At 40.0% G+C, this 23,196-nt stretch carries 14 protein-coding genes; 7 read left to right on the top strand and 7 right to left on the bottom strand.

Annotated features, from left to right (window positions below):
- Nucleotides 1-22 precede the first annotated feature (22 nt).
- From B9Y87_RS06505 to B9Y87_RS06525, 5 genes are all read right to left on the bottom strand, one after another.
- Entirely contained in the window at nt 23-505 is a 483-nt protein-coding gene (locus tag B9Y87_RS06505; protein ID WP_085497320.1) for an ABC transporter ATPase, read from the bottom strand.
- A 181-nt stretch (nt 506-686) separates the two neighbouring features.
- A complete protein-coding gene (locus B9Y87_RS06510; RefSeq protein ID WP_085497322.1) occupies nt 687-1,478 on the bottom strand; it encodes a (Fe-S)-binding protein in 792 nt (263 codons plus the stop codon).
- 16 nt (nt 1,479-1,494) lie between these two features.
- On the bottom strand, nt 1,495-2,820 hold the full coding sequence (locus tag B9Y87_RS06515) for a 4Fe-4S dicluster domain-containing protein (RefSeq protein WP_085497324.1): 1,326 nt from the start codon (nt 2,818-2,820) through the stop codon (nt 1,495-1,497).
- Nucleotides 2,821-2,831: 11 nt separating this feature from the next.
- Entirely contained in the window at nt 2,832-3,788 is a 957-nt protein-coding gene (locus B9Y87_RS06520; RefSeq protein WP_085497326.1) for an MlaD family protein, read from the bottom strand.
- Nucleotides 3,789-3,844: 56 nt separating this feature from the next.
- Nucleotides 3,845-5,143, bottom strand: coding sequence for an N-acetylmuramoyl-L-alanine amidase family protein (locus B9Y87_RS06525; RefSeq protein WP_085497328.1), 1,299 nt, complete (start codon nt 5,141-5,143; stop codon nt 3,845-3,847).
- Between the two features lie 129 nt (nt 5,144-5,272).
- On the opposite strand from B9Y87_RS06525, the gene B9Y87_RS06530 reads away from it, so the two are divergent.
- The 7 genes from B9Y87_RS06530 to nhaD all read left to right on the top strand — a co-directional run bounded on the left by B9Y87_RS06530 (nt 5,273) and on the right by nhaD (nt 19,168).
- On the top strand, nt 5,273-7,978 hold the full coding sequence (locus B9Y87_RS06530) for a putative LPS assembly protein LptD (RefSeq protein ID WP_085497330.1): 2,706 nt from the start codon (nt 5,273-5,275) through the stop codon (nt 7,976-7,978).
- A 333-nt stretch (nt 7,979-8,311) separates the two neighbouring features.
- Nucleotides 8,312-11,320 carry a DNA polymerase III subunit alpha gene (locus B9Y87_RS06535; protein ID WP_085497331.1) on the top strand — a complete coding sequence of 1,003 codons (3,009 nt, stop codon included), beginning with the start codon at nt 8,312-8,314 and terminating at the stop codon, nt 11,318-11,320.
- Between the two features lie 438 nt (nt 11,321-11,758).
- Nucleotides 11,759-12,616: a LytTR family DNA-binding domain-containing protein gene (locus B9Y87_RS06540; protein ID WP_085497333.1), complete on the top strand. Its 858-nt coding sequence runs from the start codon at nt 11,759-11,761 to the stop codon at nt 12,614-12,616.
- A gap of 235 nt (nt 12,617-12,851) precedes the next feature.
- On the top strand, nt 12,852-14,042 hold the full coding sequence (locus tag B9Y87_RS06545; protein WP_085497335.1) for a cytochrome-c peroxidase: 1,191 nt from the start codon (nt 12,852-12,854) through the stop codon (nt 14,040-14,042).
- A gap of 18 nt (nt 14,043-14,060) precedes the next feature.
- Nucleotides 14,061-15,569 carry a parallel beta-helix domain-containing protein gene (locus B9Y87_RS06550; RefSeq protein WP_085497337.1) on the top strand — a complete coding sequence of 503 codons (1,509 nt, stop codon included), beginning with the start codon at nt 14,061-14,063 and terminating at the stop codon, nt 15,567-15,569.
- Nucleotides 15,570-15,770: 201 nt separating this feature from the next.
- On the top strand, nt 15,771-17,135 hold the full coding sequence (locus B9Y87_RS06555; RefSeq protein ID WP_085497339.1) for an aldehyde dehydrogenase: 1,365 nt from the start codon (nt 15,771-15,773) through the stop codon (nt 17,133-17,135).
- 767 nt (nt 17,136-17,902) lie between these two features.
- Entirely contained in the window at nt 17,903-19,168 is a 1,266-nt protein-coding gene (nhaD, locus tag B9Y87_RS06560; protein WP_217807491.1) for a sodium:proton antiporter NhaD, read from the top strand.
- A gap of 232 nt (nt 19,169-19,400) precedes the next feature.
- Here the strand turns inward: nhaD and B9Y87_RS06565 are convergent, their stop codons facing one another.
- Nucleotides 19,401-19,607, bottom strand: coding sequence for a hypothetical protein (locus B9Y87_RS06565; RefSeq protein ID WP_031443295.1), 207 nt, complete (start codon nt 19,605-19,607; stop codon nt 19,401-19,403).
- 380 nt (nt 19,608-19,987) lie between these two features.
- Nucleotides 19,988-23,194, bottom strand: coding sequence for a PVC-type heme-binding CxxCH protein (locus B9Y87_RS06570; protein ID WP_085497342.1), 3,207 nt, complete (start codon nt 23,192-23,194; stop codon nt 19,988-19,990).
- Nucleotides 23,195-23,196: the final 2 nt, after the last annotated feature.

Raw genomic sequence — 23,196 nt, forward strand, 5'->3', positions numbered from 1 at the left:
TTGTATTTTCAATCGGTGAAGCCTACATAAAGCGACCATGCCAGCTTTCTTCCGCAGGCACCTCCCAATGATTCTGGTATTCGTGCTTATTGGTTACCAAATTATTAAAGACAATGGTATTTTTGGAAACGGCTTTCTGCTTGGCCATTTTTTTGAAGTCGACCAAGGGCTTGTAAGCTACAAAATCGCCCTGTTTATAAGAAACGTTCATCTTGTCCAACAGTTCTACCTTATACTTTTGTTCCAACTGTTGAATAAAGCGTACCGAAGCATCTATGGAACATCCTGTAGCAGCATTGAGGGTTTGATCTAGGGCAAGGATGATAAACCTGTTATATCTAATTTCATAGCCAGCACGCAATTCGCTGCCATGTGCAGTCCAATCTGCAATAAAGGCATCCAGTTCCTGCCTTAGCTGCTGTAATTCTTCCTCAGAAAAACTTCTACTGGCTTGAAAGATCCAAACTCTAGATTCATCCGGTAATGTATTAAATTCTACGAGCATTTATTAAATTTTTAATGTTCACCCAAACGATTCAATTATTTAGTATTCGTTCGGTTTTATTCTACCTGGTCTTAATCTTGGTCTGTCTAATCCTAAAAATTGGTTATTTACTACTATTTTAATATTCCACTTAAACCATTCAAAGCCAAACGAGAATATCATGATTATTGTTGTGACAAATTTACAAATCCTCTGCACTGGCAATCAACTCGGCAATATCCATTACCGCCACGGAGGATTCCTTTTCCTTATTTTTCACTCCATCGGTCAACATGGTGTTGCAAAAAGGACAACCAGCAGCTATTATTTCCGGCTTAATGTCCAGGGCCTGTTCCGTGCGTTCTATATTAACATCCTTACTTCCTTTTTCGGGCTCCTTGAACATTTGTGCCCCTCCAGCCCCACAACACAATCCTCGCTTTTTACAATTTTTCATCTCCACCAATTCTGCATCCAGCTTGCGAATTAAATCGCGTGGAGCCTCATACACATTATTGGCCCTTCCCAAATAACAAGGATCATGAAATGTTATCCTTTTTCCTTTAAACTGACCACCTTCCATACTAATGCGACCATCCTCCAACAACTGTTTTAGGAATTGGGTATGATGTACCACCTCATAATTACCGCCAAGGCCGGGATATTCATTTTTCAAGGTATTAAAACAATGCGGACAAGCCGTTACTACTTTTTTTACTTCGTAGGCATTTAAAACCTCAATATTGGTCACGGCCTGCATCTGAAACAAAAATTCATTCCCTGCCCTTTTTGCAGGATCTCCCGTACAGCTCTCTTCGGTACCCAAAACGGCAAAACTAACATTCGCCTTGTTCAAAATCTTGACAAAGGCTTTGGTAATTTTTTTTGCACGATCATCAAAACTTCCTGCACAGCCTACCCAGAACAACACTTCTGGTTGCTGGCCTGCGGCAAAAAGTTCTGCCATTGTGGGTACTTTCAATTCATTTTCCATGTTTACGGTAATTTCTTTATGATTCCTTGGACCAGTTAAGCCTATCCATTTGGTTGAACGGCCAAGGTGCACCATTATTTTCAATATTTCCCATCATATTGTTTAAGTCCGATGGTGCGGCAGATTGCTCCATCACCAAATATTGTCTCATATCCATAATAATGGACAAAGGATCAATACTAACGGGACAGGCCTCTACACAAGCATTACACGAGGTACATGCCCAAAGTTCCTCATGGGTTATATAGTCTCCCAACAACTGTTTACCATCTGCAACGAATTCTCCCTTATTGGCATCAATATTCTTGCCAACTTCTTCCAACCTATCCCTGGTATCCATCATAATTTTACGAGGGGATAACTTTTTACCCGTTTGGTTGGCCGGACATTCACTAGTACATCTACCACATTCCGTACAGGTATAGGCATTCAGCAATTGCACCCATTTAAGGTCCATAACATCCGAAGCTCCAAATTTTTCAGGTACGGGTGCATTCTCATCAGGAGCGGCGAATGGATCGGCACTCGGATCCATCATTAGTTTGACTTCCTTGGTAACTGCCTCCAAATTTTCGAACTGCCCCTTGGGTTTTAGCCTTCCAAAATAAGTGTTTGGAAATGCCAACAAAATATGTAAATGCTTGGAATAATATAAATAATTCAGGAACATTAAAATACCAACAATATGTAACCACCATGCCGACCTTTCTATCAAAATGATAGAGGATGTCGACATATCTTGAAATAAGGGGGCTATAAATTGGCTAATGGGAAAAGCCCCTGCCTTGGTATAATGGGCCACGTTCATTTGTTGTAATTGATAATCAGCGGCATTCATGGTCAAAAAAAGTATCATCAGCACCAATTCTATGTAAAGAATCATATTTCCATCTTTTTTTGGCCACCCTTTCATCTCCGGATTCAGGAATCTCTTTAACTTGATCAGATTCCTGCGAATCCAAAAAACAACCACCGCAACAATGACCAACAAGGCCAGTATTTCGAAAGATCCAATTAGAAAACTGTAAAATCCACCCAAAAAGGCAAATATCCTATGGGTACCTAGAAGACCATCCATAATAATTTCGAGGACCTCGATATTAATAATAACAAAACCTAGATAGACAATAAGGTGAAGAATCCCGGGAATAGGACGTACTACCATTTTAGTCTGGCCCAGTGCAATCCTGAACATATTGTTCCACCTTTGGGGTTTGTTATCACTGGTGTCGACAGCTTTACCCAATTTTATATTTCGGGAGAGCTTTTTAATATTTTTTGCAAAAAATCCAATTCCCGCAAAAAGTATAATTGCAAAAATAATATTCGGAATATATTCCATAATGTGGTTCTCTATTTGTCGGCCGGGTCTTCTTCAGGAATGGTGTAATCAATTTGTTTTTTACCAAAAACGGAAACATTTACATAACGTTTGGGATTTAGGCGAAAATCCTGTAATAGTAAATCCAGTTCCCTGGAGGCGTCGGCTAAATTGTTGTAAAGTTCTTTGTCATTAACCAATTTACCCAATGAACCCTCTCCTTCTTCAATTTTCCCCATCATATCATTGATTTTCCCCATGGTAGATTGCAAACCTTTTATAGTCTCGCCCAGTCCGGCGTTGGCCAATGTATCTGAAAGTTTGCTAAAATTATCGGTGATGACCCCTAAATTAGTGATTGACTTGTCCAGATCATCCTTGTTATCCGTTAGAATTTGGTTTAGGGAATTAGCGCTTCCCTGAAAACTTCTTACCAATTGGTTCAATCCTGCTATACTTTCCCTTAAATCCTTTCTAGTCTTTAGGTCCAGAATATCATTAACGTTCATCAACAACGAGTCGGCATTGGTTACCGCACCTTCCACTTTCATTTGCAAGGGAGTTAAACGTTGCTGTACCAATTCCGTAAGTCCAGGTCTGGTACTGGAAGGGAGGGTATCTCCCGATTTTGCCATTTCGGCATCATCAAAAACGGGTTTTATCTGTATTCCCTTACCTCCAATAATGCCGGTATCATATAATTCCGCACTACTATTTTTGGAAAAAGTGAAGCCGTTGTCTACCGTAAAGGTTACCAATAGATTCCCAGATGTATCATTGAATTTAATATCATTAACCTTCCCTACGGAGAAGCCGTTGATGGTAACCTGTGTACCGGATTGCAACCCTCCCACATGCTGATATACGGCATAGAACGTTTTGCTATTATCGAAAAGAGGTGTGGATTTTAAATAACTAAAACCAAGTATGAACAAAAGGATACCCCCTAAGACTATAATACCCGTTTTTATTTCCCTAGATATTTTCAAAAGCTTTTATTTTCAGTTCCTAACAAAATTAGAAATAATTTTTAGAAGAGTGACTATTATTCCGAAACGTATTTAAGCGCTTCAGTTTCCGAAATACGAACACCATCCTTATAGGCTACTATATAAGATGTATTGTACCCTTTGGCGTCTGCGTTGCTCTTTAAAAGGGTGGCTTGAAAATGGGAATCCGTATTGCCGTACATGTAACGATATAAATTCTTATAAGGCTCTTTGGACAAGGTATTCAACCCCTTAAAGTTCTCGGAATCCAATGGAATATTTTTTGAGCTGGCAAAAATTTGAACCTTAAAAATAATGTTTTCAGATTTCTTGGGTTCCTTTTCAACTACTTTAGGCTCTTCTTTCCCAATAGGCTCTTTAACTAATTCCTTGGTAGTATTATCCGTTTCATTCTTTACCACCAGCACTGTCTTGGGTATATTCTTGACAGGTTTTTGTTCCAGAACAAGTTGTTCAGATTTCTTCCCCCCAGTATTGGGCTCTGATTTCTCAATCTCCTCCTGCTTTGGTTCTGTGGCAACAGGAGTATTGTTCAGAGCTATCTCCTCGGCACCCGATATCATCTCACCTTTATAAGTCAGAATGGCATCTGCAATGGCCTTGCCCATTTCGTTATGCCCCTTGGTAGAATTTAAATAGGCGCCTTCAACCTTGTTGGTTAAAAATCCGGTTTCTACCAAAACACTGGGCATAAAGGTCTGGTGAAGTACAATAAAGCCAGCTTGCTTCACCTTTCGATCGGTTCTCTTTAACTTATTGGAAAAATTATCCTGCATCAATTTTGCAAGATTGATACTTTGATCCAGAAACTCTTCTTGCATAATGGTAAGACCAATGATGGATTCCGGGGAATTAATATCGTAGGCGGCATATCTACTTTCATAATTATCCTCCAAATATATTACCGAGTTTTCCTTTTTTGCTATTTCAAAGTTTTGTTTATTGGCGTGTAACCCCAATACAAAAGTGCCTGCACCATGGGCATCGGAACTATGGGAATCACAATGTACGGAAACAAATAAATCCGCGTTGGCCTTGTTGGCTATTTCACCCCTACGGTACAAATCCACAAAGGTATCGTCCTTACGGGTATAAATGACCTTTATATTGGGATTCCTTTCCAAAATCTCCCCTACTTTGAGAACAATCTTCAAAGCTATATTTTTTTCCAAATATCCATTCCCCAAATTACCAGGATCATGTCCTCCATGACCTGCATCCAATACCACGACAAATTTTCCGTCATTGTCATCTGATGTCATATTTATACTGAAAGAAGTCAGGAAAAATGTTAAAATTATAAAGGGAATAATATAAAAGCGTTTCATATTCATATAACTAAAGATAATTTGATCTTTTAATTAGGTTAAATTTATGGCAATACCCTACAAGCGGAACAAAAAATATATGTAAGTTTGAACCCAAAATGTAGCTAAACTGTTACAAAAATAGGATATATAGCTTTGCAATCAAATAAACATCATGTACTTTTCCTATTGCTCCTATTATATGGTGCCTTTACTGCATCTGCCCAAGAAGACCAAATTAAGTCCCTGCCTATTGTTGCTTTTAGGGACACTATAAAAGCTCCCCTTATGCCGGATCCTAAATTGCAGGATACGGTTCTGACGGACAGCACAAAAGTAGACTCTTTAAACGGTAAAAAACCACTTCTCCTGGACAAAATAAAATACAAAGCCAAGGATTATGTGAAGATGAGTCAAAAAGATCAAAAAATATACCTTTACAACGAGGCTGAACTCTATTACCAAGACACCGAATTAAAGGCTGGTATTATTATAATGGACTACGTAAAAAATGAAGTCTATGCAGGTCGCTTAAAGGATTCTCTGGGGAATTATACACAATTACCGTTTTTTAAACAGGGGACAAATGAAGTTATTCCAGACTCTATACGGTTTAATTTCGACACCCAAAAGGCTATTATATGGAACTCCAGAACGGAACAGCAGGCTGGTTTGGGCCAGTTGGGCAGTGATGCAATGAAGGTCTATGCCCAGATTACCAAAAAAGAAAACGATTCCGTTTATTTCCTTAGTGAAGGCAAGTTAACCACTTCTAAGGACACCGTAAATCCTGATTACTACATCCGCGTAAAAAAGGCCAAATTCGTACCTCAAAAAAAGGTAATTGCAGGGTTCAGCAACCTTTATATAGCCGACGTGCCTACCCCCGTAGCACTTCCATTTGCCTATTTTCCCTTGACAGTTGGCAGAACTGCGGGAGTAATGATGCCTACTTTTGGAAGCGACCCTACTAGAGGATATTTTTTACAGAACGGAGGGTACTATGTTCCTATAAACGATTATGTAGATCTTACCCTTACCGGAGATCTTTATGCCAATGGCAGTTATGGATTTAGAACCCAATCCGTATACAGTAAAAGATATAAGTATAGAGGGAATATTAATTTTAGATATGAAAACTTGGTTACGAGTCAAAAAGGATTTAGCGACTACAGTAGGTCCACCATATACAATATCCAAGTTTCGCATGCCCAGGATGCCAAAAGCAATCCAAATTCCAGGTTTCAAGCCTCGGTAAACCTAGGGAGTAGTTCTTATTATAGGAATTCCCTGTTACAACAGAACCTGCCCAACACCCAGGTAAACAATCTATCATCCTCTATTTCCTACTCCAAGACCTTCCCGGAATATCCGTCCGTAAACCTTAGCTTAACGGCCACGCACAACCAAAATACAAATACTGGGGTAGTGGACGTTACCTTGCCTACCTTGCAAGCCAGTATGGAACGAATATTTCCTTTCGCGCCACGCGAAGGCATAAAAAAAGGCATCATTCAAAATGTAAACTTTCAATACAATCTAAATGCAAGAAATAGTATTTCTACTACGGAAGATGATTTCTTGACCAGTAGAATGTTCGAAAATTCTCGTTTTGGTGCTAGAAACTCCATTCCCCTAAGTACCAATTTCAAGGTAGCCAAACACTTTAGTGTAAGTGTAGGTGGTTCCTATGAAGACGTTTGGGCCATTGAAACGTATGAGAGAGGCTATGACACGGTTACCAAAAGAGAAGTAGTTACGGATACCATTAGCGGATTTGACCGCTATGGCACCTATAATTTTAGTGCCAGTATCGGGACCACTTTATACGGCTTGGTAAACTTTGGGGAGGATAAAAAAATTCAAGCCATCCGGCACGTAATGAGACCATCTGTGAGCTATGGTTATACCCCCTCATTCGATCAGTATTATGACAGTTATATTGGTGCCGATGATGAATTGGAATTATATAGTAGATTCGAAGGTACCCTGAATGGTGCACCCGGTCTTAACAAGTCCAGTTCAATGAGTTTTTCCCTGGGCAACCAATTTGAGGCTAAGGTGCGCGACAAGGATTCCACGGCTACCAAACCAAAAAAAATATCGCTCTTAAGTAATCTCAACCTGTCTACCGGTTATAATTTTGAAGCAGATTCATTAAAGTTAAGTCCATTGAACCTTAGTGGCGGAACCAACATCCTCAACAATAAAATGGCCATTAACTTTGGTGCCAGCTTGGACCCCTATGCCATAGATAACAACGGAACGCGAATAAACACCTTCAATGTGGACAACGGTGGTAGCTTATTTAGGCTTACAACTGCCAGGGCCAATCTTAGCTACTCGCTTAGTAGTGAGACTTTTGGAAAAAAGAAAGATGAAAAAAAAGAGGACAATAAAGATGAATATGACTATGTAGCGGCAAGCGGTGGTAGGGATGACGATCTGTTTGGACGGGCCAACGACTTTAACGAAAATAGACCGGAAGACGAAAGGGACAAGGATTCCGAAGACGTGGAAAATCCTGTTTATGGCACAAAATTGCCATGGGACCTTAGACTGGCATATGCAGTTAATTACAGTAATTCCAATAGGCAAAATACCATTGGAAGCCACTCCTTAATGTTTTCCGGGAACATTCAACTTTCCCCGAGATGGAAAATTGGCGGTTCTTCCGGTTACGATTTCAAAAACAAAGGATTTACCCTTACCCAATTGCGGTTCGAGAGGGACCTTAAAAGTTTTAGGATGAACTTTAACTGGACACCCTTTGGTACCTATAAACGTTGGTATTTCTTCATAGGAATAAAAAGCTCCATACTTCAAGATCTTAAATGGGAAAACCGGAGCAAACGGAACTAATTTAATATAAGCTATTGGTTTTCCACTATCCCAAGAAGCAGTGGACCCCGACTTTTTCTCTATATGTTCAACATTAATCCAAAGCCATTTGGTTAGGCCCAAAAGGGAGTTAAAAGTCATAAGCAAAAGACAAAATGGTTCAATAAACCTTATCTTTAACATTAGGAATTAAACGGATTCACAAGCTTAATTTTATTGTTAATTGCCCATGTTACATTCGCGGTAAGCCCATTATATTTTTAAAGACATAAATAGCAGGGTATTTGAATTAAATTTCAAGTATAATCCTTTTTCCGACGTCCAATATTGTGACTTTTATCCCAACGTCAAAATATGTACCTAAACTGCCATACATATTACAGCCTTCGCTACGGAACTATATCCGAGGTGGAACTCTTGGAATTGGCCGAAAAAAATCAGGTACAGCATTTGGCGCTTACCGATATCAACAACACCTCGGCAGGATTGAACTTTGTAAGAAAGGCACAGGAAAAGGGCATTAAGCCTATTGTTGGAATCGACTTTAGAAACGGGGTAGATCCCTGTTTTGTTGGTTTGGCCAAAAACAACAATGGCTACCAAGAGTTGAACAATTTTCTGTCCAAACATTTGCATCATAATAAAAAGATCGAATCCCGAGCTCCTGTTTTTAATGATGCGTGTGTAATATATCCGTTCGAAAAAGTATTACAGAATAAACAGGATTCTTTTTTGGAACACGAGTATATAGGCATTTCCACTAAAGATCTAAGGAGGTTGCCCTTTACCAAAATATTGGATTATAAGGATAAATTGGTGGTTCAACAAGCTGTTACTTTCAGGAATAAACGCGACTTCAATGCCCACCGGCTACTTCGCGCTATAGACAACAACATCCTCCTGAGTAAATTGTCCCAAAGTGAGGAAGCCGATTCTGATGAGAAAATGCTTCCCTTGGATGACCTGTTATCCGCTTTTTCCGAATATCGATTTATATTGGAAAACACCGAGCGATTAATGGGGTCCTGCAATATTTATTTTGATTTCTCCGAAGACAGAAAACCCCAAAATCTTGTTACATATCTAGGTGACGCTAAAAAGGACGAGGCCCTGTTGGAAGAATTGTGTCAAAAAGGATTACCAGAAAGATACAAACACATCAAAATAGATAAGGTAATTCTGGATCGTCTCCAAAAGGAATTGGACTTGATAAAGAAAATGGGATTTGTATCCTACTTTTTAATTAATTGGGATATAGTTTCCCATGCCAGAAAACAAGGCTTTTTTTATGTAGGACGGGGAAGTGGAGCCAATAGTATAGTAGCCTATTTACTACACATAACCGATGTAGACCCCATTGAATTGGACTTGTATTTTGAGCGTTTTATTAATCTATACCGTGTAAACCCTCCAGATTTTGATATAGACTTTTCATGGAAGGATAGAGAGGCCATGACCCAATATATTTTTGACCGCTTCCCCAACGTTTCACTCTTGGGAACCTATGTTACCTTTCAGGAAAAAGGGGTTGTACGGGAACTCGGCAAGGTGTTTGGTCTACCCAAAGAGGAAATAGATGTTCTTTGCGATAGAAAATTCAATGTTTCGGAATTGGACAAGGTTGCCCTATTGGTCATTAAGTACGGACAATTGTTAAAAGGGATGCCCAATTATTTAAGTATCCATGCCGGAGGCATCCTCATAACCCAAAAACCCATTCATTATTTTTCTGCCACCCACCTGCCCCCCAAAGGTTATCCTACTACGCAATTTGATATGGTGATAGCAGAAGATGTTGGCCTCTTTAAGTTCGACATCCTATCCCAACGCGGTCTAGCGAAAATTGAAGAGACCTTGGAAATCATAGCTTATAATCAACCTGAAGAAATTAGCAGCATAGACATACATGATGTTGCCCAGTTTAAAAATGATCCCAATATCAACAAAATGGTCAAAAGCGCCCAATGTATGGGCTGCTTTTATGTTGAATCCCCAGCAATGCGAATGTTGTTAAAGAAACTGGAGGTGGATAATTATTTGGGGTTGGTAGCCGCCAGTTCCATAATACGCCCCGGAGTGGCCAAAAGTGGTATGATGCGGGAGTACATATTGCGCCATCGGGATCCACAACGTGCCAAGGAAAGGGCACATCCGGTGATGTTGTCCATTATGCCGGAAACCTATGGTGTAATGGTGTATCAGGAGGATGTAATTAAGGTAGCCCACTATTTTGCCGATCTAACCCTTGGAGAGGCCGATGTTCTTAGGCGAGGTATGAGCGGTAAGTTTCGTTCCAGGGAGGAATTCCAAAAGGTGAAGGACAAGTTTGTGGATAATTGTAGAAATAAGGGGTATAAGGATACGCTAATTTTCGAAATATGGGACCAAGTTGCGAGTTTTGCCGGATACGCCTTCGCCAAAGGGCATTCTGCCTCCTATGCCGTTGAAAGTTATCAGACCTTATTCCTAAAGGCGTACTACCCTTTTGAATATATGGTAGCCGTACTTAACAATGGAGGTGGTTTCTATAGTGCCGAATTCTATATACACGAAGCACGCATGTTAGGGGCCGAAATTCATTCTCCCTGTATAAACAAAAGCTTTATGGGCAATTGCATTTATGGGAAAGAAATATACTTGGGGTACATGTACCTGAGGGATTTGGAAGGAAAAGTGGTAGAGCGCATTATAACCGAAAGGACAACCAATGGTCCATTTTTATCCTTGACCAATTTTTTGGATAGAGTCTACATATCCATAGAGCAATTGAGTATCCTTATCAGAATAGACGCCTTTGCATTTACAGGGGTAAATAAACACGAACTGTTATGGCAAGCTCATCTTTCACTATCCAAAAACACCAAATTGGACCACCCTAAATTATTTAATGCTTCCCACCAACACTTTGAAATCCCTAAATTATACGCCACCGATTTGGAAATGGCCTTTACACAATTGGAACTAATGGGCTTTACCCTTTGCAGTCCGTTCAATATTTTGGCGGAGCCGCCCAGCAACGACAATGGCAAAAGGGACCTGGAAGCCTATCTGGGCAAGAATATTGATATTTACGGATATCTTGTGACCGTAAAAAATACTAGGACCCATCAGGGAACCCGTATGAATTTTGCCACCTTGGTAGATCAACACGGGGAAGTATTTGACACCGTTCTTTTTCCTCCGATAGCCGCTAAATATTTCTTTAGAGGAAGAGGTATTTATCGCTTTTATGGAAAAGTGGTTAGCGAATTTGGTTTCTTGAGCATAGAGGTCATAAAAATGAAAAAACAAGATTATATTCCAGATCCTAGGTATGCCGATATGAAAACGAGTGCATTGAGACAGAATTCCGATAATAAATAAAATACAAGCGTTCTTTCCACCGCGGGATGATTTAAGAAATGGTGATCAATCGTTTACTACGCCACCTTCAGGCTTTATGATCGGCATGAATTTTAGCTAAATACAGGTAACTTGAATTACGGCTTCTTTAAAAATCGATTGCCTTGGCTCAAGCCCGACTGCCAACTAAGGCTGACCCATAAAGCAACGGAAGAAAACTACCATAAACACTTCAACATCTGTCCAAAAGAACGTGCAGGCCCACCCCTTCTGCTTTGGCAGGCAAGTGTCAGAGTATTCAAATCCCAGCTCAAGGGTAAAAGCACAAACCCATTTCAAAAAGATAATTTCGTGAGGGCAATCCTATAAAAACAATTTTCATTAGATTCGAAGTAACAAAATAACCCAACCATTAAAACCAATAATTACCATGTCTTGTTTTTGCAAGCGGTCCAACATATGAGGAAGCGTATAGAGGCAATATTAAAACAGGAAATCCCCTATCTGGATTCCACAAGAAACAAACTTCTATTAATCGGCTTTATTTGCCTGTATTCTTTCATTTTCATCAATTTATATGCGCCATACAACATTAATAAATGGGGCAAAAATTATTATTGGGAGTTTGTCCTTATAGGCTTTAGTGTACTTATATTTACCCAGTTTCTTCTTCGTACTATATTTGGTCCCATAAGGTTTAAAATCTATAGCTTGCTCCCATGGGGACTTATGGAAATGGGAATCATGGCCATTATATTCGAGATTGCCTATAGTCCGTCAATGAGATCGCTTCAAGAACTAATTTCGGAATTCCTGCTTACCTTTTGGCAAATAGGTTTAGTAGTGGTGGTGCCCTATACACTGTTTTTATGGTATGCCCAAATCAACCAAAAATTATCCTTCTTTAAAGAAGAAATTCAATACAACATAAAAGATACAAGTACCGAAGGAAACAGTGAATTATTGATTCTACACGGGGAAAACAATAAGGTGGTATTGGCCATAAAATACAACCAATTATTGTATATCAAATCTGCAGGAAATTATCTGGAACTCTTTTACTTTACAGGAGAAAAAATCAGCAAGGAACTTATTAGAATGAGTTTCAAGGAGTTGGATGAAATAATCTCGGACCCTAAGGTTATCCGCGTCCATAGGTCCTACATGATCAATACGGTATACATCAACTCCGCAAAGAAAACCAAAAAAGGGTACGCCCTTAATATCCAATATATCCCAGAGGAAAAAATTCCTGTTTCATTAGGTTTTAAAACCGAGTTTGAAAAAATACTACAACCAAAAAAAATGTCCCATTAATCCCAAATAGGGAGATTTCATCACAAAGTTTAGTAGACATAATAGTTAGTTGAAACACCATTGTTAATTTGTACCAACAATGTATCTGCCTAATCCGATGAACAGGGTATCGCAGATTTGTTTTCAGAAACAAGTGAGACCTGTTGGTTCAAATGTGGCAATTAATTTCTAGGGTGACCTGGTGCATATACAGTCCTATATACTATTGAACAACTGAAGTATAAATTAAGACCAAATGGTAATAAGTAAGGTCATTTTAAAAGCAATTCTACCAGTGGTAATACTAGGTATCTTGGCATTGGCATTTTTTGCGGGCCAAAGACCTTCCAGCTATTATCCGGTTCCCCTCTTAAAAAGTTCTTGCCCACCTGGATTTAAGCTGAACGAAAACAATGAGTGCATTGCAAAAAACCTATATAATCAATACGCTACAACCAACAAGGCCGGGGTAGGTGGTCTAAAATCGGCCCTACCGGAAATTAGGGATGGTTTTTCTCCACAGGAAATTGATTTGGGAAGGTATTTATTTTTTGACCCTGTCCTGTCTGTCGACAACACCGTCTCCTGTGCCTCATGTCACGATCCCAACAAAGGATTAAGTGATGGACTCGCAGTTAGCCGTGGTATAGATAACAATAAATTGAAAAGGGCCGCACCCTCCCTTTATAATGTCGGCTATCTAAAAAAGCTCTTTTGGGACGGTCGCGCCTCTACCTTGGAGGAGCAAATGTTGGAACCCTTGTTTTCCCAGATAGAAATGGGAAATACACCAGAAAATTTACTCAGGACCATCAATGATATTGAAAATTATAAAAAATTATTTGCAGAGGCGTATCCCAACAGGCATAAGGATGAGCCCATTTTGCTCAAGGAAATCACTAACGCCATAGCGGCCTTTCAATCTTCCTTGGTTTCTTTGAATAGCAGATATGACCAATATGCACATGGCTATGACGGAGCCCTGAACAAAAACGAAATAGAAGGACTTAATGTATTTAGATCTTTCGTGGCTCGCTGTGCAGAGTGCCACACCCCTCCCCTATTTACCAACCAACAATTTGCTGTAATCGGTACTCCAGAACCAGACGGATTACCGTTAGATCCTGGGGCCGAAATCCCTTTTAATGACAAAAGCCTAAGAGGGGCATTTAAGGTCCCCAGTCTAAGAAATATAGCACAAACTGCACCTTATATGCACTCAGGTAGATTTAAAACCCTTCGTGAAACCGTTCAATTTTATACGGACGGAAGGGGCCATGCGGTACCTGATGGCGAGAACTTATTGATCCATTGGCACATATGGGAACCCAACTTAACCGATTACGAATTGGACCGTTTAGTGGATTTTCTCAAAACCCTGACCGACGAATCATTTAAACCAAAAGTTCCGGAGGTACTGCCTTCAGGACTTCATATATCCTCTTAATTAAAAATCAATTAAAAAATGAAGAAAAAATCACCTTTTTTAAAAATCCTCGGTTCCATTATACTATTGGGTATTGGGGTGTTCATAGGCAAATCGTTCTTTGGACAAAATAATGTGGAGACTGTTCCTATTCCTTCCACCATAAAATATAGAAATATAGGGCTCAAAAACGACACTATAGAAGTAGCTTCCAATCGAGCATTTACAGGAAAAATCATAGAAGTAAGAAAGGGTTCCTCCATTCAAGATGCCGTAAAAGAGGCAAATCCAGGAGATCTAATACGCGTATATCCAGGAACGTATTCGGAGAACGTATACATTGATAAGGATGATATTAGCTTACAAGGCGTAGTAATCAAAGGAGAATGGCCCACCTTGGATGGCAAAAAAGAAATAAACGATGCCTTCCTGTATTCCGGTAATGGAATTCTTATAGAGAATTTCAAAATAATCAACTACAAAGGCAATGGCATAATGGGCCAAGCCGGTAACAATTTTATTATCCGCAATAACTGGATTATTGATACCGGGGTTTATGGCATCTTTCCTCAGTATGGTAAAAACGGGCTGGTGGAACATAACGTGCTGAGCAAAATTGCTGATGCAGCCATATATATCGGCATGTGCGATAATGTAGATGTAAGACATAACGAAGTATTTGATAATGTTGCGGGAATAGAGATTGAAAATTCCAGGCACTGCTTGGTAGAAAACAATTATGCCCATAATAATACAGGGGGACTCCTAGCATTTGTAACCCCTGGCCTTCCCATAAAGACCACCTTTGATGTTATACTGCGCAATAACTTTGTGATAAACAACAACCATGAAAACTTTGGTGCCCCTGGTTCTACAGTTTCCGGAATTCCATCGGGTACGGGTATTTTAATTATGGCTGCCGATGATGTCATTGTAGAGAACAACATTATTACAGGAAATAATAATACAGGGATTACCATAGTAGATCTCGCTACCGGTGCTCCAAAGGCAAATGACCCCAATTCCGAAGGAAATCCGGACAGGGTCGTTATACTGGATAATATCATGTTCAATAACGGCAATGACCCCACGGGTGAAATTAAGGCAATTATACTTACCCAATTGGACACGAAGGGGCCCGACATTTTTGCCTATGGAGGTGGAACTGGCAGTACCATAAGGGATAAGAACAAATTCCGAACCTTTGGATTGGATGGCTACGGAGTAGCCCAAATTACCGATACCGAGCACATAGTAACTATGATGACCCCATCACCCGTACCCCCAAGATCCGTATCCAAAGAAGAGTTGGGCGAGCTTACATATTATGGGGTATGCGCAGGTTGTCACGCTTTTGGCACCAGATTGATAGGTCCACCAACCGAAATCCTTCAGGCAATTCACCACGACAATCCCCAAGGTATAGTAGACTATATCACGGCACCAAAAAACCTAAGGGAAGACTACCCGGAAATGCCGCCACAAAATTATTTATCGGAGGAAGCCAAAATGGCGGTTGCCGAATATATCCTGTCACTGAAGCATTGAACCAGGGAAACTGGCTAAGAAAATAACAACATCAATATGTTTCCCCTTATCATTCTTACATTAAAGTTAGAACTGAATACAAAATATAACGATTGAATTAGTTCCAATATTCACTTTCATTTTGATGTGATTTAATATATAATTTTTATAATATCCCCGAACGAATAAGTTTGGAGATGTTTTTTATCTTAATTTGATGCCATGAGGATATTAGAAGAACAGCGCGATTTTTTTAGCAAGCAAAAGACCAAGGATGTTTCATTCCGAAAAGTAGCCTTGAAGCGGTTATACAAAGAAATAGTTGCTCGTGAGGGTGATATAGCCGAGGCCATTTATCGAGATTTTAAAAAGCCCAAATTTGAGACCTTGGCAGCAGAAACACAATTCGTCCTGGCGGAATTAAAATTGACATTACATAATATTGACCAGTGGGCCAGTCCTGAAAGAAAATCTGGCACTTTTATAAATTGGCCATCTTCAGATTGGATATACAAAGAGCCCTATGGTGCGGTTTTGATCATTGCCCCTTGGAACTATCCATTTCAATTGGCATTTGCCCCTATGATCGCAGCTGTTGCGGCGGGAAATACGGTTGTGGTTAAACCTTCCGAGGTTACACCGCATACGGCATCGATCATTTCCGAAATTATCAGTGCCGTTTTTGTACCGGAACATGTTACCGTTGTAGAGGGAGGTGTGGAAGTATCCCAAGACCTTTTGGCCCAAAAATGGGACTACATATTTTTTACAGGAAGTACCCGAGTTGGGCAAATAGTGTATGAAGCGGCCGCAAAACACCTTACTCCGGTCACCTTGGAACTTGGAGGCAAAAATCCAACCATAGTGGACGAAACAGCTTCCATAAATTTGGCCGCAAAACGCATAGTTTGGGGCAAATTTTTAAATGCAGGCCAAACCTGCATTGCCACTGATTATATACTTGTTCACAAAGAAGTGAAGAACAAACTTGTGGCGGCATTAAAACATAACATAACCAAATGCTATGGAGAAAATATAGAACAATCTCCGGATTTTTCGCGCACGGTTAGCAAAGCTCATTTCGAAGGTTTAAAAGATATGCTAAAAGGCGAGGAAATTCTTTTTGGCGGTAATAGCAATAATGAAGATAATTATCTGGAACCTACGATTGTGAATGAGCCCAAATTGGACAGTAAATTGATGAAGGGCGAAATTTTCGGGCCCATTCTACCCATAATAGCCTACACTAATGAAGATGATATAGAGAGGCATTTATCCAATTATGGCAAACCCTTGGCCACTTATATATTCTCCAACCGCAAAGCTTTCCAAAAAAAAATAATCAATAGGTATAGTTTTGGCGGAGGCGCTATCAACGACACCGTAATTCAAATCACGAATAAGAAGCTTCCATTTGGCGGGGTCGGTACAAGTGGTATAGGCGCCTATCACGGCAAAAGGTCCTTTGACCTATTTTCACATCAGAAATCCATAATCAAAAAAGCGAATTGGTTTGATGCACCTCTTAGATATCCCCCTTATAACTTATCTATGAACTTGGTAAAGAAAATAAAATATTTGTTTTAAGAGGTCTCGATCTAATTAACCAATAAATGTCCATAAACCGTGTCTTACTTTTTCACTTTTAGGCACCCTCATATTCAATTATATCCCTAAGTGATACTATTTTCAACCCTTACATTTTGAAAATTTCCCTACTAAAGTAAAAGAAGGGATCTATGTTTGTACAACATGAAATACCCATATTTCCGAAATTTAGTTACCTAAAAAATAAAGAGGTCTAAATTAAGGTATGAAACCTCATTGCAAGCCCTTAACCCAATAAAAGGAATCGCCCCAAGGGATCGGAGGTATTGCACCTAGATTCCGCCGAAAAAGGCGGGATTAGTTCAACTTGCAATTTTCAGTGCGTCTTACTGATTTCTCAAAATTGAGTTTCACTAATAAAATGTAAGCGCTGCACTATATTGATGACCAGATATATTTTTAACAATCTATTAACGATTATTATTTATACCTTAGAATTGGCAATTAGATATTATAGGGTTTTGACCATTGCCATTTCTTATTTATCCCCTTGCCTATTTAAAACACTGGTTCTTCCTATGCACATAGCATCTAAATAAGGTTTCATTTAGTAAGTGCCTTCCGGCCTTATAGAAAAGAAAGAATGGGCAACTGTACCATTCCAAAGTCATAATTCTTCCTTAATTCAATTCAATTAGGAAAGTAGATCCTAACCAAAATAATTACCAATTACTAATTTCCTGACCCAACTCAGGCCAAACTGAAAATGTGATGAGAACAGACCATAGATTTCTAAAATTACTATCATGCTAATTACAGCCCTTTTCTTTATTGCCGGTTATATGCTCATAGCTCTAGAGCATGTCGTTAAAATTGACAAAGCAGCTACCGCACTGTGTTTGGGAGTAATTTTATGGGTTATTGTTGCCCATACGGGAGTAGATTTTTCAGAAACCATAATAAGACTTAAGGAACATTTTGAGGAAATCGCAGAAATTCTCTTCTTTCCGCTTGGAGCTATGACCATCGTTGAATTAATAGACATCCACAACGGTTTTGAAATTATCCTAAGGGTCATAAAGACCCGCAGCATGCTTGTGTTGCTATGGGTATTGTGTATACTCACTTTTTTCCTATCTGCTGTATTGGACAACCTCACCACTACCATAGTAATGATGGCCATTTTAAGGAAATTTTTGACCAATAAAACGGACCTATGGTATTTTGCAGGTTTTATCATCATTGCTGCGAACGCAGGTGGTGCATGGTCGCCCATAGGTGATGTTACCACAATTATGCTTTGGAACGGGGGACAAGTTTCCACAAACACCATCATCACCGAAGTGTTTTTACCTAGCTTGGTCTGTCTATTGGTTCCTTTGCTTATTGTCTCATATCAATTTCAGGGCAAAATCATTGAGGCAGAAGTTCCGACCACTCCTAAGATCCAACAAATTAGTCCTAAGGAAAGTAATTTTATTTTACTTTTGGGAGTAGGCCTACTTTTAATGGTACCCGTATTTAAAGCCATTACCCATTTACCTCCATTTTTGGGTATGCTATTCAGCTTATGTATCTTGTGGCTAACTACGGAAATACTGCATAAAAAAAAGCCCATTGAACTAAAGCACCATTTATCCGTTGCCGCTACGGTTCAAAGAATTGACACCCCAAGTATTCTTTTCTTTTTGGGAATCCTCTTAGCGGTCGCTGCCATTGAAACCAATGGCTCCCTGGAGTATCTGGGAAGTGCCCTGGAAACCACTTTTAAAAATTTTCATATCACCAATACCTTATTGGGGCTTTTGTCATCATTAATAGATAATGTGCCGTTGGTGGCAGGTGCCATGGGCATGTATTCTATGGAAATCTTTCCCCAAGATCATGAATTCTGGACTTTTTTGGCTTATTGTGCGGGTACTGGAGGTAGCGTACTTGTAATAGGCTCTGCCGCAGGAGTGGCTGCTATGGGAATTCTGAAAATTGATTTTTTATGGTACTTGCGCAAGATAGCTTGGCTGGCCTTGATTGGTTACTTTTCCGGTATACTGGTTTTCATTTTAATGAATTAAGGAGAGCCATAACCCCAATAAGCCATATAAAATTGCCAACACCTAGAGCCTTAAAATATTTTTACACTATCGGCTACAAGAGGGACATAATAATCTTATGACCATTATATTTTTAAACAGCGATGATTTTGAAACCAAAATAATCCTTGTGGCCAAGTAGAAAGGTTTTGGTAAAAAATAACCCTGCCCAATGGAAGGCAGGGAGATTATTAACATACCGAATTTTGGCGGGCTAACCTGCCAAATCCAACATTTTACCGTTCTTTAATTCTCCAAGTACTGTTACGTCCTTGCTCTTCTTATATTCTTCCAGGGCAAGAAGCATTTGCTCCTCAGTGTCCCTTCTAATTTTTATACCCCCAGTTTTCTGGTTTCTATTTCGAACTTCAATATAATATCCGTCCTTAAGTTCCGTTGGTTTTGTCGCCGGCCTTCCCATATTTAATAACTAGTTTTTACTGTTCAACTATTAATAATAAGTGTCCTAAATTTTTTTAGTCGCATAAACATATTAAAACTTAACACATTAATCAGGAATAATATGGCGAATTAATGTATAAACCTAAAAAACAACGGCTTTTAACAAAAACTTAGCAAAAAGGAACCATATTTCTGGCCTTAGTATAAATTAAATTCAAAATCCCCATTCCTTATATTTGAACAGGAATGAATTATAAATAAATATTTTTCAGTTCAATTGTAGCAATACCCAAAACGTCTCTCAAAATTGGTTCAAATTTGTACAAAAAGGAAAAAGGCCGGAAAAAGGAATATCCTTTACCAGCCTTTAACCAAAAGTTAAATTGACTTTTTACCCAATTATTTGCCGTGAGGGTGCTCTTTTAACAGCTCCTCCGGCGAATAAAAGCCTTGCTTATCCTTGATTTGTTCACGTACCTCTTTCACCTTTTCCGGCGAAATTGGGGAAGCCTTATTACCAAAAGTATTTCTTACATAAGTCAATACAGCTGCAGTTTCATCTGCAGTAAGTAAATTTCCAAAAGGTGTCATAGGCACCTGGCCGGGATAGGTCTTACCATTCACCTCGATGGGTCCCATAAGACCTTTGGTGGTTAGTTTTATTAATCGATCCACATTACCTGTTACCCATTCGGATCCTGCTAAGGGAGGGAAACCCGAAGCATCCAGTCCTTGCCCGTCCGCTTGGTGACAGGTGGCACAATAGCCATCCCTCATATAAATTTCCCTTCCGGCAACCAATAGTTCCAAATCCTTACCTTTTAAATCGGTCTTTATCACCTCTTTAGGTTCTTCCCCGGCTTTGTGACCATTTAAATGCGCTAGCGCGGATTCATAGGGTTTTTCCATCCATTTGTCCAATCCTTTTTTACCAGATTCTGTAATAATAGGAATTCCAACATCCCTTCCCAACCATGAGGCCGCAACCAAGGCTTCCAGCCTTACTCTTGGATTGTCATCTTTGGCGGCCTGCATCAATAGTTCCGCCTGATCAGGAATCTGGTGTCCGGCATAACGTAGAACACCCACTGCCGCTGAACGGGCCCTGAAATCCTTTGCATTCAGCACCTGCTTAAGCAATTGCCCGTCCACCTGGTCCAATCCCCAAGTAACCCATAGGGCCTCCAATACATGATGCTCGTACTTTGAATCCTTGGCATCCAAGTTTGCCACCCATGTTTTTAATTTTGACAATACTTCAGAGGCATCCCTGGCCCGTAATTCCCTTTTAGTCCTATAACGGGTACGGTACTCTGGAAGTTTAAGATTGTCCAAAAGTTCGTCAATGCTGGCATCAGCGATCTTGGCAGGTTCTACCAAAGGTCTTGATGGATAGGTAATTCTGTATACCCTGCCATGGACATGATCACGTAGCGGGTCACGTGCATTGTGCTGCATATGACCAATAAGTACATTGTGCCAATCTATGAAGTACAAGGAGCCATCAGGAGCAAATTCCATATCAACCGGTCTAAAATTCTTATCACTTGCAGAAATTAGATCCTCTTGATGTTTACTAACATAACCAGCTGTTTTAGGGTCATCTACCATGGAATGCTCTTTGATTCCTAAAAATCCAATGGTATTGGCGATCAACATATTTCCCTGTGCCGCTTCAGGAAAATGTCTACTGGACACAAATTCCAAGCCTGAAGTGGGTCTCACCAAATGGTCTTTCTCTATAAGGTTTTCTGGTAAGGGCGAACTTACACCATACCTAGGAACAATGGTTCCCGGCATCATCCAGGTTGCTGATGGGCCTGAAGTATGTTCAAAAAACGGTTGCCCCCAATCATCGAACGCAATTCCCCATGGATTTGGAATGGGCAATTGTGCCGTGCGTTCCAAATAATGTCTTTGTGGGCTATACCTATAGAACCCACCGTTGGTACCCCTAACGGTTCCATACGCGGTTTCCACATTGGTATGAAGAAACACCCCTTCTCCCATATAAATTGCCCCAGATGGGTCGGCCGTAAATGCACTAATGGCATGGTGGGTATCGTGGTCATCAAAACCACTTAAAACGATTTCCTTTACATCGGCCTTATCATCCCCATCCGTATCCTTTAGAAGAACCAAGTTTGTACCTTGTGAAAGATAAACCCCTTCAGGAGCAAATTCAAAACCGATAGTCAGATGAAGTCCATCTGCAAAAATGGTTTGTTTGTCTGCCTTATTATCACCATCCGTATCTTCCAGTATCAGTAATTTATCATTGGGCTTGCTATCTCCGGGCTTATAGTGTGGGTAACTCGGCATTACCGCTACCCAAAGCCTTCCCTTGTTGTCAAAGGATACCTGTACCGGATTGGCAAGATCGGGAAACTCCACTTCCGAAGCAAAAAGTTCTACCTTGTACCCTGGCGCCGGTTTAATCTTGTCCAATGCATCCTTGCCATATAAATATTCAGGATTTCCATTTTTGTTGCTAGGCTTATAATTGGTTTCCACTTCGGGCAATGTTCTGGTTTTGGCATCGCTTTTGGCCAAATCCATTTTTTTACCTTCAAGGGCCTGCCAAATGGCCGTATCCCTAATGGCGGTCATCTGACGTATTTTCTCAATTTCGTAAGGGTAATTATCAGGTCCAAATGGGTCATATCGTCTTCCATAGGCGTGAACACCATTTGGAATCTTAAAATCGTTATGCCAGAACCAATTTTTTTCGTTTACGGCTTCAAGTACCAATTCACGGTTCTCCTCCGCCTTACTTTTCTTGGTACCAAAAACTTTATCGGCCAATAACTGGGCAAACTTCTGATAGCCATAATCGGTCAATTGAAATCCGTCTTGTGTTAAATCTGTACTTTCCGTTTGGTACCATTCTTTGGTTGGCTCATAGGCATCCACAAGGAGAACTCCTTCCTCTGCTGCTATTTCCTTCATGGCGGCTGTATAAAGCTCTAGGTTGCCATTTTCCTTTTTTCCATCAGGCAAATCCATCTTATCGGAAAGATCTTCAAAGGCAATTGGTGAAACCAGTGCCAATTGAGGTGGAGTTGAACCATTATATTTTTGACTAAGTGTATGCTTGATAAAGGCTCGCAATTCTTCCTTGTAATTATCCACGCCCTCCGGACCTTCAAAAGATTCGGGATATCCAAAAAATCCGATGACGATATCCGCTTTTAGGTTGGTAAGCCATTCATCTGGGGAAGGAAAATGCCCTATAGGGCCAGACCGACGTCCGTTTTCATCATCCTCAAAATGTATGGCTTGTCCCGACTCATGCTCAAATTTCTCGGCACCTGGAAAAGCCCATGGTGAATTTCGTGAAGCATGCGGCCTAAATCCAGGTGTATTACCACCATCGCACATATTGCGAATAAACAATGAATCGTTGGGAAAACGAAGTTGCATTTCAGTTTCGAAATGCCCAAAGTTCATCATTCGTGATCCTAAATTATTACCCACTAGAACGATATGGGAGTTAGGGGAAATATTTAATGTATTGTCTTCCTCTTTACTACAACTGTAGAAACCAAGGAACAGGAAAATCATTAGAAACAACTTTCCCCAGGCAACTTTTTTGTTAATATTCATCT

This window comes from Arenibacter troitsensis (assembly GCF_900177645.1).
Classification (GTDB): Bacteria; Bacteroidota; Bacteroidia; order Flavobacteriales; family Flavobacteriaceae; genus Arenibacter; species Arenibacter troitsensis.